Source organism: Paraburkholderia elongata (assembly GCF_013177735.1).
Lineage (GTDB): Bacteria > Pseudomonadota > Gammaproteobacteria > Burkholderiales > Burkholderiaceae > Paraburkholderia > Paraburkholderia elongata.
This window is the reverse complement of the sequence record NZ_WOEZ01000121.1, coordinates 1-14,872: the sequence shown is the minus strand read 5'-3', so window position 1 is coordinate 14,872 and position 14,872 is coordinate 1. Positions and strand designations below refer to the sequence as shown.

At 61.3% G+C, this 14,872-nt stretch carries 12 protein-coding genes; 5 read left to right on the top strand and 7 right to left on the bottom strand.

From position 1 onward, the window contains the following. Positions 1-25: 25 nt before the first annotated feature. Complete coding sequence (locus tag GNZ13_RS22635; protein ID WP_172168228.1) at positions 26-769, bottom strand: GntR family transcriptional regulator; 744 nt, start codon at positions 767-769, stop codon at positions 26-28. Between the two features lie 52 nt (positions 770-821). Further along, a complete protein-coding gene (locus GNZ13_RS22630) occupies positions 822-2,561 on the bottom strand; it encodes an IlvD/Edd family dehydratase (RefSeq protein ID WP_172168226.1) in 1,740 nt (579 codons plus the stop codon). A gap of 144 nt (positions 2,562-2,705) precedes the next feature. Here GNZ13_RS22630 and GNZ13_RS22625 point away from each other — a divergent pair, with 144 nt between their 5' ends. Both GNZ13_RS22625 and GNZ13_RS22620 read left to right on the top strand, forming a co-directional pair. Next, positions 2,706-3,704: a 2-hydroxyacid dehydrogenase gene (locus GNZ13_RS22625; protein WP_172168224.1), complete on the top strand. Its 999-nt coding sequence runs from the start codon at positions 2,706-2,708 to the stop codon at positions 3,702-3,704. Between the two features lie 41 nt (positions 3,705-3,745). Continuing rightward, the gene (locus tag GNZ13_RS22620; RefSeq protein WP_172168222.1) at positions 3,746-4,675 is read left to right on the top strand and encodes a dihydrodipicolinate synthase family protein; all 930 of its coding nucleotides are present in this window, start codon (positions 3,746-3,748) and stop codon (positions 4,673-4,675) included. A gap of 70 nt (positions 4,676-4,745) precedes the next feature. Here the strand turns inward: GNZ13_RS22620 and GNZ13_RS22615 are convergent, their stop codons facing one another. The 4 genes from GNZ13_RS22615 to GNZ13_RS22600 all read right to left on the bottom strand — a co-directional run bounded on the left by GNZ13_RS22615 (position 4,746) and on the right by GNZ13_RS22600 (position 10,355). Then, positions 4,746-5,912: a mandelate racemase/muconate lactonizing enzyme family protein gene (locus GNZ13_RS22615; protein WP_172168220.1), complete on the bottom strand. Its 1,167-nt coding sequence runs from the start codon at positions 5,910-5,912 to the stop codon at positions 4,746-4,748. Positions 5,913-6,022: 110 nt separating this feature from the next. Beyond that, positions 6,023-7,324 (bottom strand): MFS transporter, encoded by a 1,302-nt coding sequence (locus tag GNZ13_RS22610; protein ID WP_172168218.1) that lies wholly within the window; start codon positions 7,322-7,324, stop codon positions 6,023-6,025. Positions 7,325-7,397: 73 nt separating this feature from the next. Next, positions 7,398-8,705, bottom strand: a complete 1,308-nt coding sequence (locus tag GNZ13_RS22605; protein ID WP_236002138.1) for an MFS transporter — start codon at positions 8,703-8,705, stop codon at positions 7,398-7,400. A 102-nt stretch (positions 8,706-8,807) separates the two neighbouring features. After that, positions 8,808-10,355, bottom strand: coding sequence for a UxaA family hydrolase (locus tag GNZ13_RS22600; RefSeq protein WP_172168216.1), 1,548 nt, complete (start codon positions 10,353-10,355; stop codon positions 8,808-8,810). Between the two features lie 236 nt (positions 10,356-10,591). On the opposite strand from GNZ13_RS22600, the gene GNZ13_RS22595 reads away from it, so the two are divergent. The 3 genes from GNZ13_RS22595 (at position 10,592) to GNZ13_RS22585 (ending at position 14,223) form a co-directional block, all read left to right on the top strand. Then, positions 10,592-11,530: an SMP-30/gluconolactonase/LRE family protein gene (locus GNZ13_RS22595; protein ID WP_172168214.1), complete on the top strand. Its 939-nt coding sequence runs from the start codon at positions 10,592-10,594 to the stop codon at positions 11,528-11,530. 86 nt (positions 11,531-11,616) lie between these two features. Then, complete coding sequence (locus GNZ13_RS22590; protein WP_172168212.1) at positions 11,617-12,030, top strand: heme-binding protein; 414 nt, start codon at positions 11,617-11,619, stop codon at positions 12,028-12,030. A 24-nt stretch (positions 12,031-12,054) separates the two neighbouring features. Beyond that, the gene (locus GNZ13_RS22585; RefSeq protein ID WP_172168252.1) at positions 12,055-14,223 is read left to right on the top strand and encodes a malate synthase G; all 2,169 of its coding nucleotides are present in this window, start codon (positions 12,055-12,057) and stop codon (positions 14,221-14,223) included. Between the two features lie 242 nt (positions 14,224-14,465). Here GNZ13_RS22585 and GNZ13_RS52580 read toward each other — a convergent pair whose 3' ends face one another. Beyond that, positions 14,466-14,723, bottom strand: coding sequence for an HU family DNA-binding protein (locus GNZ13_RS52580; protein ID WP_236002137.1), 258 nt, complete (start codon positions 14,721-14,723; stop codon positions 14,466-14,468). Between the last annotated feature and the right edge of the window lie 149 nt (positions 14,724-14,872).

Below are 14,872 nucleotides of genomic sequence, written 5' to 3'. Positions count from 1 at the left end.
CTCTCTGTGATTCAGGTAAATACGGTTATTCGGTTTCGCCTTTCTGTACGGCATAGCCGACCGAGCGGCGGTGGTGCGCTTCAAGATACGCATCGCGCGATGGCACCAGGTGCTCCCGGCATAACTTGATCAACGATTCCCGGTCGCCGGTTCGGAGCGCCTCGATCATCTGGTGATGCTCGGCGCGAGCCTTTTCCAAATACTGAGGAAACACGATAGATACCGAGCGGATGGCATGCGTACGGCGCTCATACTCGTGAATCGCCTCGGTTAGAACCTGGCTTTCCGACAATGCAAAGAACGCATGGTGAAAGGCCATGTTCGCGCGGAACACGCGCCTCAGATCGCCGGCGATGGCTGCTTCGTCGTGCTCTGCCTGAATTGCCGTTAGCGCATCGAGCGCCTCGCTACTGACCGGAAAAACGATGCGCTTCGCCGCGTCTGCTTCTAGCAGTTCGCGTAGCGCATACAGTTCAGTGACCTCGCGCGGTGTAAACGACTTGACCAGCGCGCCTACATTCTTGCGGCGCTCCACAAGCCCGCGTCGCTCCACCTCCGCCAGCACCTGACGTGCGACGTGGCGCTTCAGGTTGAAGCGCTCGCACAGATCGTCTTCCACGAGTCGCTCGCGCGGATGCAGAACGCCCAGGACGATCTGTTCCTCGAGTTCGTCCGAGACGCTGCGCAGCGTCTCGTCGATATTGCGGTCGCGTTCGACCGTCTTCGCAGTGGGTGCATCGGAGCGTTTGGGCTTGGCAGCGTTGCTCATAAAAGGGTCCGCAAAATGATCTAAGCCGCGAGCCTATACGAAAATATGACCTTTAACCCTTGTTTCCGTCGCCGGGAACGGTCGCGGTGATCCGGGTAGCTTGCAGAAAGTCGAAGTCGCAGCCCTCGTCGGCCTGAGTGATCGTCGTCAGGAAGAGTTTGCGATAACCACGCTCGTCGGGATCGACCTGGCGCGCCGGCAACGCGGCGAGACGAGCTGCAATTTCCTCGTCACTGAGGGCAAGTTCGATAGACCGTTCCGTCACGCTCAGGCGAATCCGGTCGCCCGTTTGTACGATCGCGAGCGGACCGCCGATAGCCGCTTCGGGTGTGACGTGCAGGACCACTGTACCGGACGCCGTGCCGCTCATGCGTCCATCCGAAATGCGCACCATGTCTTTCACACCCAGGCGGCCGAGCTTGCGCGGGATCGGAATGTAGCCCGCTTCCGGCATCCCGGGTGCACCGACCGGTCCGATCCGCTTGAGCACGAGTACGTCGTGCGCTTCCACGTCCAGTTCCGGATCGTCGATACGGCGAGCCAGATCCTCCGCGTCCTCGAAGACGACGGCCCGCCCTTCGTGCTCCATCAGGCTGGCGCTTGCCGCTGACTGCTTGATGATCGCGCCGCCCGGCGCGAGATTGCCACGCAACACCGCGATACCGCCTTGCGGAAAGATCGGACGGTCAAACGGACGGACTACTTCTTGCGGGAAGCTCGCAGGCGCGAGATCCAGCTCCTCGCCGAGCGTACGGCCGGTCACGGTGAGCGCGTCGAGATGCAACAGGCCTTTCATCTCGCGCATGACCGTGGTCAGGCCGCCGGCGCGATGCAGGTCTTCCATGTAGTGCTGTCCAGACGGTTTCAAATCGACGAGGACCGGCGTCTCGCGCGCCATCCGGTCGAGCTGCTCAAGGTCGATGCGGATCCCGAGCCGGCCCGCAATTGCCGTGAGGTGAATGATGCCGTTGGTCGAGCCGCCGATTGCGAGCAGCACCCGCAACGCGTTTTCGATCGCCTTGGGCGTCAGGATGGCCGCCGGACTCAGGTCCCGCCCGATCATCGCCACGGCCTGCGCGCCGGTGCGCTCCGCAATGCGGATGCGATCCGCGGTCACGGCAGGCGCAGACGCACCACGCGGCAGCATCATGCCCAAGGCCTCCGCAATGCAGGCCATCGTGCTTGCCGTTCCCATCACCGAACAGGTCCCGACCGTTGCGACGAGCTGATTGTTGACCGCTTCGATCTCGGCTTCGTCGATCTGGTCGCCGCGGAAACTCGCCCAGAAACGACGGCAGTCCGTACATGCCCCCACCCGTTCTCCGCGATGCGAGCCCGTGAGCATGGCACCCGTCACCAGCTGAATAGCGGGAACGCCCGCCGCCGCCGCCCCCATCAACTGGGCCGGGACGGTTTTGTCGCAGCCACCGATCAGCACCACCGCATCCATCGGCTGGGCCCGGATCATCTCCTCCGTGTCCATCGACATCAGGTTGCGCAGGTACATGCTGGTCGGATGCGAAAAGCTCTCGGCGATCGAAATCGTCGGGAATTCGACAGGCAGCCCGCCAGCCAGCATCACGCCGCGTTTTACCGCCTCGATCAACTGCGGCGCGTTGCCGTGGCATGGGTTGTAGGCACTGCCGGTGTTCGCGATGGCCACGATGGGACGCGACAGCGCGTCGTCGGTATAGCCTGCGCCCTTGATGAACGCCTTGCGCAGAAAAAGCGAGAAACCTTCATCGCCGTAATTCGTCAGGCCCTGCCGCAAGCCGCTTTTCTTCTCGCCCATTATCGCTCCTAGATCTTCGATGAGATTATCAATAATCTTGACGGGAATCTTACCGATACTTATAGTCTCTCCGCAAGCGATTCTTTTTTGTTGCGGTCGATGCCGCATATCAACTCTCTCTAACAGCATTCCGCCGAGGTCTTCATGAAGCATGTCGTGGCCTATCGTTCGTTGCCTCCTGCCGTGCTGGGGCTTCTTCGTGAGCACTGTTCCGTCGAGCTGGTCGACGTTTCCTCCGGCGACCTCGCGCCGTTCAGGCGCGCCCTGGGCACGGCTCACGGAATGGTCGGCAACAATCTCAAGATAACGCCTCAGATCCTTGATGCGGCGCCCTTGCTTGAGGTCGCGTCCACCATTTCGGCCGGCTTCGATGCGTTCGATGTCCCCGAACTCTCGCGCCGCGGCATCGTTCTGACGAATACACCGGAAGAAGTCACCGAAACCACCGCCGACCTTGTGTTCAGCCTGATCCTCGCGACCGCCCGGCGCATTTCCGAACTCGCCGACTGGACGCGGCGCGGCCAGTGGACGCGTACTGTCGGCGAGGCGCAATTCGGTGTCGACGTGCATCACAAAACGCTGGGAATCGTCGGGCTTGGACGCATTGGCAGCGCGGTCGCCAAGCGCGCCGCCCTCGGCTTCGGCATGGACGTGATCTATTCCAATCGGTCCCGCAACCCCGAAGCGGAGGAGCGCTACGGCGCGCAATGGCGGTCACTTCCCGAACTGCTCGCGACTGCGGATTTCGTCTGCGTGCTTGTGCCGCTATCGCCCGCCACCGAGCGTCTGATCGGCAGCGCCGAGCTCGGGACCATGAAGCCGTCGGCCATTCTCATCAACTGTGCTCGTGGACAGGTCGTCGACGAAGCCGCCCTCATCGCGCATCTCCGTGAAGGCCGCATTCTCGGCGCCGGTCTCGATGTGTTCGAACGCGAACCGGTGTCGCCGGACTCGCCGCTGCTCCACTTACCGAACGTGGTAGCGGTGCCGCATATCGGTTCCGCTACGCAACAGACGCGCGAGAACATGGCCATGCGCGCGGTGCGCAATCTCATCGACGCACTCGACGGCCAGCTCTCGTCGACCTGCGTCAATCCCGAAGCGCTCCAGGCCCGCTCGTCTGCGCAACAGATCGCTGGCTGAATGGCGCGAAACACCCTCACTTCAATCAAAAGGAACACGCGATGACCTCAGTCAACCGGCCCCGCGGCGTCTACTCGCCCGTGGTCACGCCGTTCACAAAAGACCTTCTTCCCGATCACGACCGCTATGTCCGTCATTGCCGATGGCTTATCGAACAGGACGTCGGTCTCGCTGTTTTCGGCACCAACTCGGAAGCGAATTCGCTCGCAGTCAGCGAGAAAATGAAACTGCTCGAAACGTTGGTTGGCGCAGACATTCCGGTCGATCGCCTGATGCCGGGCACCGGCTGCTCGGCACTCACCGACACAGTCGAACTGACACGCCATGCGCTTTCGCTGGGGGTGAACAATGTGCTGACGCTGCCGCCGTTCTTCTACAAGGGCGTCACCGACGACGGCTTGTTCCGCAGCTATGCGCAGATCATCGAGCGCGTGGGTTCCGACGCACTGCGCATTTATCTGTATCACATCCCGCCCGTGTCCCAGGTGCCGCTCAGCCTCGCGCTCATCGAGCGGCTGTTAGCCGCTTTCCCGGGCGTAATCGCCGGCGTGAAGGACAGTTCGGGCGACTGGAGCAACACGCAGGCGATGCTCGAGCGCTTCCAGCCGCATGGCTTCGACGTGTTCGCCGGCAACGAAAACTTCCTGCTAGCCACCATGCGTGCGGGCGGCGTCGGCTGCATCACGGCAACCGGAAACGTCAATCCGGCGGCTATTGTGCAGTTGTATCGTCACTGGCAATCGACCGACGCCGATGCCCGTCAGGCAGCACTGGATGCCACGCGTGCGGTGTTCGCCAAGTTCCCGATGATCCCTGCGCTCAAGGCAGCGATCGGCGTGTATTCGAACGATTCCGACTGGGGCGTCGTACGGCCTCCTCTCGTCGATCTGACGCCAGTGCAGTGCGATGCGCTCGCCACCGCACTCCGCGAAATCGGCTTCTCGATGCCGGGAGTCGAAGTTCCTGCCTAATGCCGTGAAGAAGCACCCGCCGGTTGCATGCGCAACCAGCGGTCTTGTCTAGCTATTCACTGCTTCGGCTTCACGCCCAGTCGTCCAGCGCGTATTCTTTCAACGCGGCTTCATCGAAGTCGAATCCCAGGCCAGGACGAGTCGGCACGGTCAGCTTGCCGTCTGCGAACGACAGTTGCGTATCCACTAGCCGACGGAAATTCAGCACCTGATCGTCGGGAAAAAATTCGACATAGCGCGCATTGGTCGTCGACGCCACCAGATGCACATGCAGATCGTGGAACCAGTGCGGGCACATCGTCACACCCACGGCCGCGGCCGACGCCGCAATCCGCCGCCATTCGCTGATCCCGCCGCATACCGCCGCGTCCGACTGAAGGATTATGGCCGCGCGCTTGTCGAGCAGTTCCTGATGCCGCCAGCGCCCTGCTTCTATCTCACCGGTCGCAACGGTCACCGGCGTGCGCCGGCTCAGTTGCGCATGGCTCTCGATGTCGTCCGGACTGAACGGCTCTTCTATCCAATACGGGTTGAACGGCTCGTACCGGCGCATGTATTCGAGCGCGGTCGGAACGTCGGACCAGGCGTTGTTGGCATCGAGCATCAGCAGCACGTCGTCGCCGATCGCTTCTCGTGCTGCCCTGATCCGCGCTTCCTCGCTGCGCGGATCAAGCCGCCCCACTTTCATCTTCACGGCGCGAAACCCCATTGCCACGTAGCCCGCCATCTCCTCGCCGAGACGCTCGGGCGTCTTGCCTTCGAGGTAGTAACCGCCGCTGGCGTAGGCCGGCACGGTGGCACTACATGTGCCGCCGAGATAGCGGCTCAACGGCAGGCCCGCAGCACGTGCATTCCGGTCCCACAAGGCGATGTCGATGATGGACAGCGCCCGCATGACCGAGCCGGCACGCCCTTGCAGCAGTGACTCGTCATACATGGCGCACCACGAACCTTCGACATCGAGCGCGGAGCGCCCGCGCAACAGCGGCGCAAACAATTCGCGCACGGCATACGTGACCAGCATGCCGGCGCGGTTGCCGCTGTAGCAAAAGCCGATGCCGTAATGGTCATCGGCTGTCGTGACGCGCACGACCGTGTAGTCGCGGGCAGTGACGAGACGGGTCGAGAATGCAGTGTGGCGGTCAAGCGGCACGCGGATGGTGCGCGCCTCCACCGAAACGATCCGCGAACGTGTCTGATAATCGGTTTGCTCAGGTTCAACGATGACGTGTTTCATAGCAGTAGATCGACTCAAAAAAGATAACGATGCTCACGGGGCCGGTCGTGCGGCCGCGCGCACCGTCCCGCCTGCGCCGCCCTGACGGCTTGCGTGGCAGAACGGACCGCTTATGTGGCGGTCGTATGCGTCTCGGCTGTTTCGGCTGTTTCGGCTGCCGCGCGCCGGCCGATGACCAGCAGCATTGCCAGCACGCCGACCAGATCGACCGCCGCGCCGAGCATGAAGCCGCTGCTGTAACCGCCAAAGTACTGGACCGCTAAACCCATCATGGTCGGACCGACGATGCCCGAAATGTTGCTCATCAGGTGAACAAAGCCGCTTACGCCCCCGAGATGCCTGCCTGGCACAAGCTCGTGCATGGTGGCCCAGCACGCTTGCGACGAAGCCGTCAGGAACAGCACGGCGAACGCGACAAGCAGTACGGCGGGCGTCACGGAATCGACCATGCTGACGCCCAGCAGGGCGAGACCCGACAGCGCGAGCGGCACGATCGCCGAGATCTTGCGCGCCAGCAGCTTGTTGCTCATGCGCTTGAAACACGCGTCAGCGAGCAGGCCGCCGCCGAAGTATCCGATCCCGCCGCATGCCCATGGCACTGCGCTCAGAATGCTCATGTGCTTCATGTCCAGATGCAGCGCGTTGGTGAAATAGCTCGGCATCCACGAGATGAACACGAACAGCGTGTAGTTCACCGCGAAAAGTCCGACGCCAAGCGCGAGCGTGCTCGGACGAAACAGGTAGCTGCGCAGCGGCGTGCTTTCGTCGCCGCCTTCTGCCGGATGCGCCGCGCTACGGCTCGCTTCGACCATTTCGCGTTCGGCCTCGCCAACCCGCGCGCTTTGCGCCGGCTTGTCGGTCGCGAACATGCGCCAGGCGACAATCCACACCAGCCCGAGCGCCGCGATAATCACAAACGACGTGCGCCAGCCGTAAGCAATGGCAATCAGTCCGACCACCGGCCCAGCGATCGCACTGCCTACCGTCTGGCCCGAAAACGTAAAGCCGACCATGGTCGCGGTTTCATGCCGGGGAAACCAGTTGGTGATGGTCCGGTTGGTCGTCGAATTCATCGGACCTTCGCCGAAGCCGAACAGCGCCCGGGACACCAGCAGCGTGCCGAATCCAGTCGCGGCGGCGGTCAACCCACAGAGAATGGACCACGCTCCCATCGCCCAGGAGAAAACCCGGCGCGGCCCGTACTTGTCGGCGAGTTGCCCACCGACGAATGCGAAGATGGAATAGCCGAAGAAAAAACTGCTGAACACCACGCCGAGTTGCGACGGTGAAAGACTCAGCTCCTTGTTGAGGATAGGCGCGACCACTCCAAGCGCCGCGCGGTCCATGTAATTGATCGCGCCCGCAATAAACAACAGCAGGGCGACAACGTAGCGATACTTCCCAGTCTTCATGTTGTCTCTATTCCACATAATTAAGGATACCGAATATTATTATCTGACACTTCTATCGAGTGCCTTGGAAGTACTACTTGTTGACAAGCCTGGCGGGAAGCTGCGTCAAGATGAGACATGCAGAGACAATCAGCGACCCCGCAATCAGGAACAGGCTCGAATCAAGTGAATGCGTGACCGTCTTCAGCCACCCGACAAGCGTAGGGCTTACGAATCCTGCGAGATTGCCCGTCGAATTGATCAATGCAATGCCGGCGGCGGCACCGGTGCCGCCGAGAAAGGACGTGGGCAAGGCCCAGAACATGGGTAAGGCCGTAATCACGCCCGAAGCGGCAAGCGTCAGGCCAAGCAACGCGATATACGTATTGTTGCCCGCGTAGGCGCACATCACGAAACCCGCAGCCGCCACGCATTGCGGCAGCACGACGTGCCAGCGGCGTTCACGCGTGCGGTCCGCGTGGCGGCCGACCACAATCATCAAAATCAATGCGGCCAGATAAGGCACGACAGTGAGCAGCCCGATGGTGAAGGCGTCCGTGATTCCCGAACTCTTTATGATGGTCGGCTGCCAGAAGCCAACGGCATAAGAGCCCATCACGATACCGAACAGAATCGCGCACAAGGTCCAGACTTTGAGCGACGTGAAGACCTCGCGCACGGAACCGTGGCTTTTGGTGCGTGCTTCCGCATCGATTTCCGATGCAATGAAGTCGCGGTCCTGAACCGGCAGCCACTTTGCATCCTTCACCCGGTCGTCGAGGAACCAGAAAATGACGGCTGCCAGGATCAGCGCGGGGACGGCTTCCAGAATGAACAGCCACTGCCAGCCGGCAAGCCCCGCGTTCCCCGCCAGGCGCTGCATGATGAAGCCCGATATCGGGCCGCCGACAATGCCCGCCACCGGATTGCCCGCCATCAGGAAAGCGATCATCTTGCCGCGCCGGTGCGATGGAAACCAGTAGGTGAGATACAGCACCAGCCCCGGGAAAAAGCCCGCTTCGGCCACGCCCAGAAAGAAACGCAATACGTAGAACATCGTGGGCGTGGTGACCCACGCGGTCGCGGCCGAGAGCACGGCCCACGTAAGCATGATCCGGGCGATCCAGCGGCGCGCGCCGAGCCGGTGCAGCAGCAAGTTGCTCGGGACCTCGAAGAAGAAATACCCGATGAAAAAGATACCGGCGCCGAAGCCGTACATCGCCTCGCTGAAGTTCAGATCGCCGAGCATCTGGAGCTTGGCGAAGCCTACGTTGACCCGATCCAGATAGGCCACCACGTAGCAGACGAACAGCAAGGGCATGAAGCGCCAGGTCACTCGCGTGTAGATCGAGTTGCTTGCCGCGCTGTCAGGTATTTGTATTGCCGGGGTTTGGGTACTCAAGGGCTGTCTCCGCTAATTTTGTTCGACTAGCTACAGGGCGGCGGTTTTACTTATGGGTGTAAATGGCCGTTCGCCCTCGCGATGCGCTGAGCCACTGCGGACTCAACTCATGATGCCAATCTGCCACGGCACGAATTCGTGGTCACCTAGCCCGAGCATTTCGCTTTTTGTGCGCTCGCCCGACGCGGCTGCAAGAATAGCGTCAAAGATTTTCTGGCCCGTGCTCTGGACCGACGCAATGCCATCCAGGATTCCGCCGCAGTTCAGATCCATGTCTTCAGTCAGACGGGTGTACATCGGCGTGTTGGTGGCGAGCTTCAGCGATGGCACGGGCTTGGCGCCGAACATCGAACCGCGCCCTGTGGTGAAGGCAATAAGATTTGCGCCGCCTGCAATCTGACCCGTCGCGGAGACGGGGTCGAAGCCGGGCGTGTCCATGAAAACGAGTCCAGGTTGCTTCACCAGCTCGGCGTATCGATACACCTCCATCAGCGGGCCGGTGCCGCCTTTCATCGATGATCCAATCGACTTTTCGAAGATATTCGCCAGTCCGCCCACCTGATTGCCAGGGCTGACCTGGCCATTGATCTGAACGTCTCGACCGACCGAATACTCGTCTTTCCACCAGCGGATCCGCTCAACGAGTTTCTCGCCGACTTCGCGGCTGACCGCACGCCGCGTGAGCGTATGTTCCACGCCGTAGATCTCGGGTGTTTCGGAGAGGATGGCCGTGCCGCCATGACGGACCAGCAAGTCCATCGCCGCGCCAAGCGAAGGATTTGCGGTGATCGACGAAAAGCCGTCCGAGCCACCGCATTGCAGACCGATCTTCAGGTGGCTTGCGGAAACCGTCGTGCGCTTCACGCGATTAGCGTCGGGTAGCAGCGCCTCTACCGCAGCCACGCCGGCCTCGATGGTCCGGCGGGTGCCGCCGCTCTCCTGCATGACGAACGTGTGCAGCCGCGAACCAGCCTCCAGACCTTCCTGATCCATCAGTCCGGCCAGTTGGTTGCGCTCGCATCCCAGCCCGACAATCAGCGCTGCGGCGAGATTGGGATGGCGCGCGTAACCCGCCATCGTTCGGCGCAGCAGCGCCATCGGCTCGCCGCTCATCTCCATACCGCAACCGATCGAATGAGTGAACGCGACCACGCCATCTACATTGGGGTAGTCCGTCAGCCGTTCGGGCGTGAACCATTCGGCGATCTTGTGTGCGACCGTGGCCGAGCAATTGACTGTCGACAACACGCCGATGTAGTTGCGCGTGGCTATCTCGCCGTTGTCCCGCACGATGCCACGAAACGTGGCGCGCTCGGCTTCGGGCACCATCTCGACGGGCCGGTAGTCCGCGCCAAATGCGTAGTCCCGGTCGAATTCGCGGAACTCAATGTTATGGCTATGGACCATCGTGCCTGGCGCAATATCCGTCGCGGCGAAACCGATCACCACGTTGTATTTGCGAATCAGCTCGCCTTTTTTGATGGGCATCGCGGCGATCTTATAACCTGCGGCAACCTGGCTGCGGCAAACAAAATCTTCCGATGGAACCGGCGTACCGATTGCGACGTCGATGCGCGCGATCACCACATTGTCAGCAGGATGCAAACGAATCACCGGCCCGGTTACGTTCTTGCTCGTCATCTCAGTCATCAGGCATTGCCCTTCTAAAAAATTGCGCCGGGCGGTCAAAAAAAGGTATGAAACGAGTAATCGATTTCTTACATAACGGCTACGGTTGATGCGCCGCCGCTCGAAACTCAAGAATTTCAAGCATCTTATGGCACTTCAGTTGCGAATTCAAGAGAAAGCGCTTACTCATTTCCCTTTATACTACCGGTCGTGCCGCCGCATAGGCGGAATTGCCGGTACCCGAACAGGAGACTGAGATGTGGCAACAAGCTGAGCGATACCCAGACCCCCGGGTGATTTCGCTAGACCCTTCCTTCGATAAATACCGCGTGGCCTTTTCGGCTGTCGAACGGCTGGCTACCGGCTACCGGTGGACCGAAGGTCCGGTATGGTTCGGCGATGGACGCTACCTGCTCTGGAGCGACATTCCGAACAACCAGATGCTGAAATGGGAGGAGGAAACGGGCGTGGTCAGCGTGTTCCGGAAACCTTCCAACTACGCGAACGGCAACACCCGCGACAGGCAGGGGCGACTCGTTACGTGCGAGCACGGCCGCCGCGTCACACGCACCGAGTACGACGGCAGCATCACCGTCCTTCTCGATTCCTTTGAAGGCAAGCCGCTTAATTCCCCCAACGATCTGGTAGTGAAATCGGACGGCTCTATCTGGTTCACCGATCCGCCGATGGGCATTTCTGGGCACTACGAAGGAATCAAGGCGGAGCAGGAACTTCCGCACTCCGTATATCGGATCGACGGCGTGACGGGCGAAGCGTCCGTAGTCACTCGCGACTTGAAGGGGCCGAACGGCCTGTGCTTTTCACCCGACGAGAAGCTGCTCTACATCATCGAATCGCGCGGTGTGCCCAACCGGATGATTCACGTTTATGAAATGGACGCGGACGGTCGCGGAATCGGTAGAGGCCGGATGTTCTACGACGCGGGAGCAGGCACGATCGACGGAATGCGCGCGGACATCGACGGCAATTTGTGGTGTGGCTGGGGCATGGGCAATGACGAACTCGATGGCGTCATGGTTATTTCGCCGCAAGGAAAGATGATTGGCCGGATCGCCCTGCCCGAGCGCTGCGCGAATTTGTGTTTTGGCGGACGCGCACGTAACCGGCTGTTCATGGCGTCGTCGCAGTCCATTTATGCGGTGCACGTCAACACGCAGGGCGCGCTGGGTGGATAACCCGGTTCGCCGCGAAACGTATCCCGGCCACCGGCATGCGCCGGTGGCGACACTTCACTTCGAAACACAGACTTGATAACCCTGACATGCGAAGCAAACCCGTATTGACCGTTGTAGAAGCTACCCGAATCCTCGAAGCTGCGCGCGCGGAAGCAGAGAAAAACCAGTGGGCAGTAACCATCGCGGTCGTGGATGACGGGGGCCATCTGCTGGCCCTGCTCCGCCTCGACGGCTGTGCGCCGATAGGCGCTTACATCGCGACCGAAAAGGCGCGTACCTCAGCGCTCGGCCGACGTGAATCGAAGCAGTACGAAGACATGATCAACGGCGGCCGGACCGCGTTCCTGAGCGCACCGCTGGCCGGCACACTGGAAGGCGGCGTCCCCGTCATGGTCGACGGGCACGTTGTGGGCGCAGTGGGCGTGTCCGGTGTCAAGCCGGATCAGGATTCGCAAGTGGCCCGAACCGCAGCAAACAGCCTCAACGGGCTGATTGATTGATACTTGAAACTGTTGGAGCACATGATGGGTGAAATGATCGAGCGAAACGGACTGCGTGTCGCGGCTGTTCTGAGCAAATTTGTAGACGATGAGGCGTTGAGCGGGACTGGCATCGACAGCGAAGCCTTCTGGAAAAGCTTCGATGCCCTCGTCCACGACCTCGCCCCGAAGAACCGCGCGCTGCTCGCAGAACGCGATCGTCTGCAGACGGAGCTGGACCAGTGGCACCGCGCAAATCCGGGGCCGGTGCGCGATCTGAAGGCATACCGCGCATTTCTCGAGGGCATCGGCTATATCGTGCCGGCGAGCGCAGCCGTTAAGGCGACGACCCAGAACGTCGACACGGAAATCGCCGGGCAAGCCGGCCCGCAACTCGTCGTGCCGCTCTCGAACCAGCGCTACGCGCTCAACGCCGCGAATGCGCGCTGGGGCAGCCTTTACGACGCGCTCTACGGCACCGACGCTATCCCCAAAACCGACGGTGCGGAGCGCACCGCTTACTTCAACCCGGTCCGCGGTGCACGCGTGATCGCGCGCGCCCGCGCATTCCTCGATGAAGCCGCGCCGCTCGCCAACGGCTCGCACGTCGATGCCATCGCGTATCGCGTGGAATGCGGCAAGCTCGCCGTCACGCTCAAGAACGGCTCGTCGGCATTGAAGGTTCCCGCGCAGTTCATCGGCTATCAGGGCGACGCAGGCTCCCCTTCCGCCGTCCTGCTCAAGCATCACGGCCTGCACTTCGAGATCCAGATCGACGCAACGGACGCCATCGGCAAGACCGACGCAGCACGCGTGAAAGACGTGCTAATGGAAGCGGCTGTCTCGACGATTATCGATTGCGAAGACTCGGTTGCCGCCGTCGATGCCGCCGAAAAGGTCCAGCTTTACCGCAACTGGACCGGCCTCGCGAAAGGCGATCTGACCGAGCAAGTCACGAAGAACGGCAAGACCTTCACGCGCCGCCTGAACGCCGATCGCAAATACACCGCGCCCGATGGCTCGACCGTGAAACTGCATGGCCGCTCGTTGCTGTTCATCCGCAATGTCGGGCATTTGATGACGAATCCGGCGATCGTCGATCGCGATGGTCGTGAGATTCCCGAAGGCATTCTGGATGCCGTGATGACATCGCTGGGCGCGATGCACGACCTGCAAAACAAGCTCAATTCGCGGACCGGATCGATATACATCGTCAAGCCGAAGATGCACGGCCCGGCCGAAGTCGCGTTCTCCAATGAACTGTTCGGCCGCGTCGAAGATCTGCTGGGGCTGCCGCGCCATACCATCAAGATGGGCATCATGGACGAGGAGCGCCGCACGAGCGTCAACCTGCAGGCGTGCATTGCGGCGGCATCGGCGCGCGTTGCGTTCATCAATACGGGCTTCCTGGATCGCACCGGAGACGAGATGCACAGCGCAATGGAAGCGGGTCCGATGATGCGCAAGGGTGATATGAAATCGTCGGCGTGGATCGCGGCTTACGAGCGTAATAACGTGCTGGCCGGCTTAAGCTCGGGATTGCGCGGACGCGCGCAGATCGGCAAGGGCATGTGGGCGATGCCCGACCTGATGCACGCGATGCTCGAACAGAAGATCGCGCATCCGAAAGCGGGCGCGAACACGGCTTGGGTGCCGTCGCCGACTGCCGCGACGCTGCACGCGCTGCACTACCATCAAGTTGACGTTCAGGCCGTGCAGCAAGAGTTGGAAAAGACCGGCTACGACAGCGTACGCGATGAACTGCTCGATGGCCTGCTGACGATTCCTGTCGTCGAAAAGGCGCAGTGGTCGGATGAGGAAATCCGCGAGGAAATCGAGAACAACGCGCAAGGGATTCTGGGTTACGTGGTTCGCTGGATCGATCAGGGCGTCGGATGCTCGAAGGTGCCGGATATTCACGATATCGGTCTGATGGAAGACCGCGCGACGCTGCGCATTTCGAGCCAGCACATTGCAAACTGGCTGCATCACGGGGTGGTGTCGGAAGCGCTGGTAAACGAAACGTTCAAGCGCATGGCGAAGGTGGTGGATGCGCAGAACGCCGACGACCCGCAGTACCAGCCAATGACCGGTCACCTGGACACATCGCTCGCGTTCAAGGCGGCGAAGGCGCTGGTTTTTGAAGGGCGGTCGCAGCCTAGCGGGTATACGGAGCCATTGCTGCACAAGTTCCGACTTGGCGCGAAGTGGTAGGCGCAGATCGCAGTCGAAAATCGTGGGCCGATTCCAGCATGCATCGCGGGCCGCCACCGTCGTCCCAAGCACCCATGCGCTTGGCAACTGGCGGCTGTGGTGCAAATAGCCGGCCTCGACAACATGTTGCTTATAGAGAGGATACCCAGGCACATTGACGCGGGGCACGCCGACCTCCCGCGGCGACGTGGCCGCAACGGTCGGCCGGCGGCATGTCAACGACCGGCGGCTGTCGGTCGCTGTCAGGCTCCGTTCACAGTATCCTTAAACGCCTTACCTGCCGTGAATTTCACGGTCTTCGCTGCAGGGATCTGGATTTCGGCGCCGGTCGCCGCAGCGACCGCATCCACCGGTTCCTGTTTGTTCTTTGCCGATCCGTTGGTGTGGCTGTGAAGTTGTCTCCCTACCCGATCGCCGCGCGGTCGCGCAATGGCGAACGGCGCGCCATCCTCTTCACCGCTAAACGGCATGAGTTTGCCGCGCAACTCTATCGCACGCATCCTTCGCACCGCGATACGGCGCTAGCCCGACTTTCGCTATTCGCGCCTGAAAGCCACCGTTTTTCGCCATTTTCTGACCCGACCGCAGTCGTAAGTCCTTGATTTGTTGTGTGGTGGTGCGCGGGGGACGGCGAAAATCGCTTGTAGTG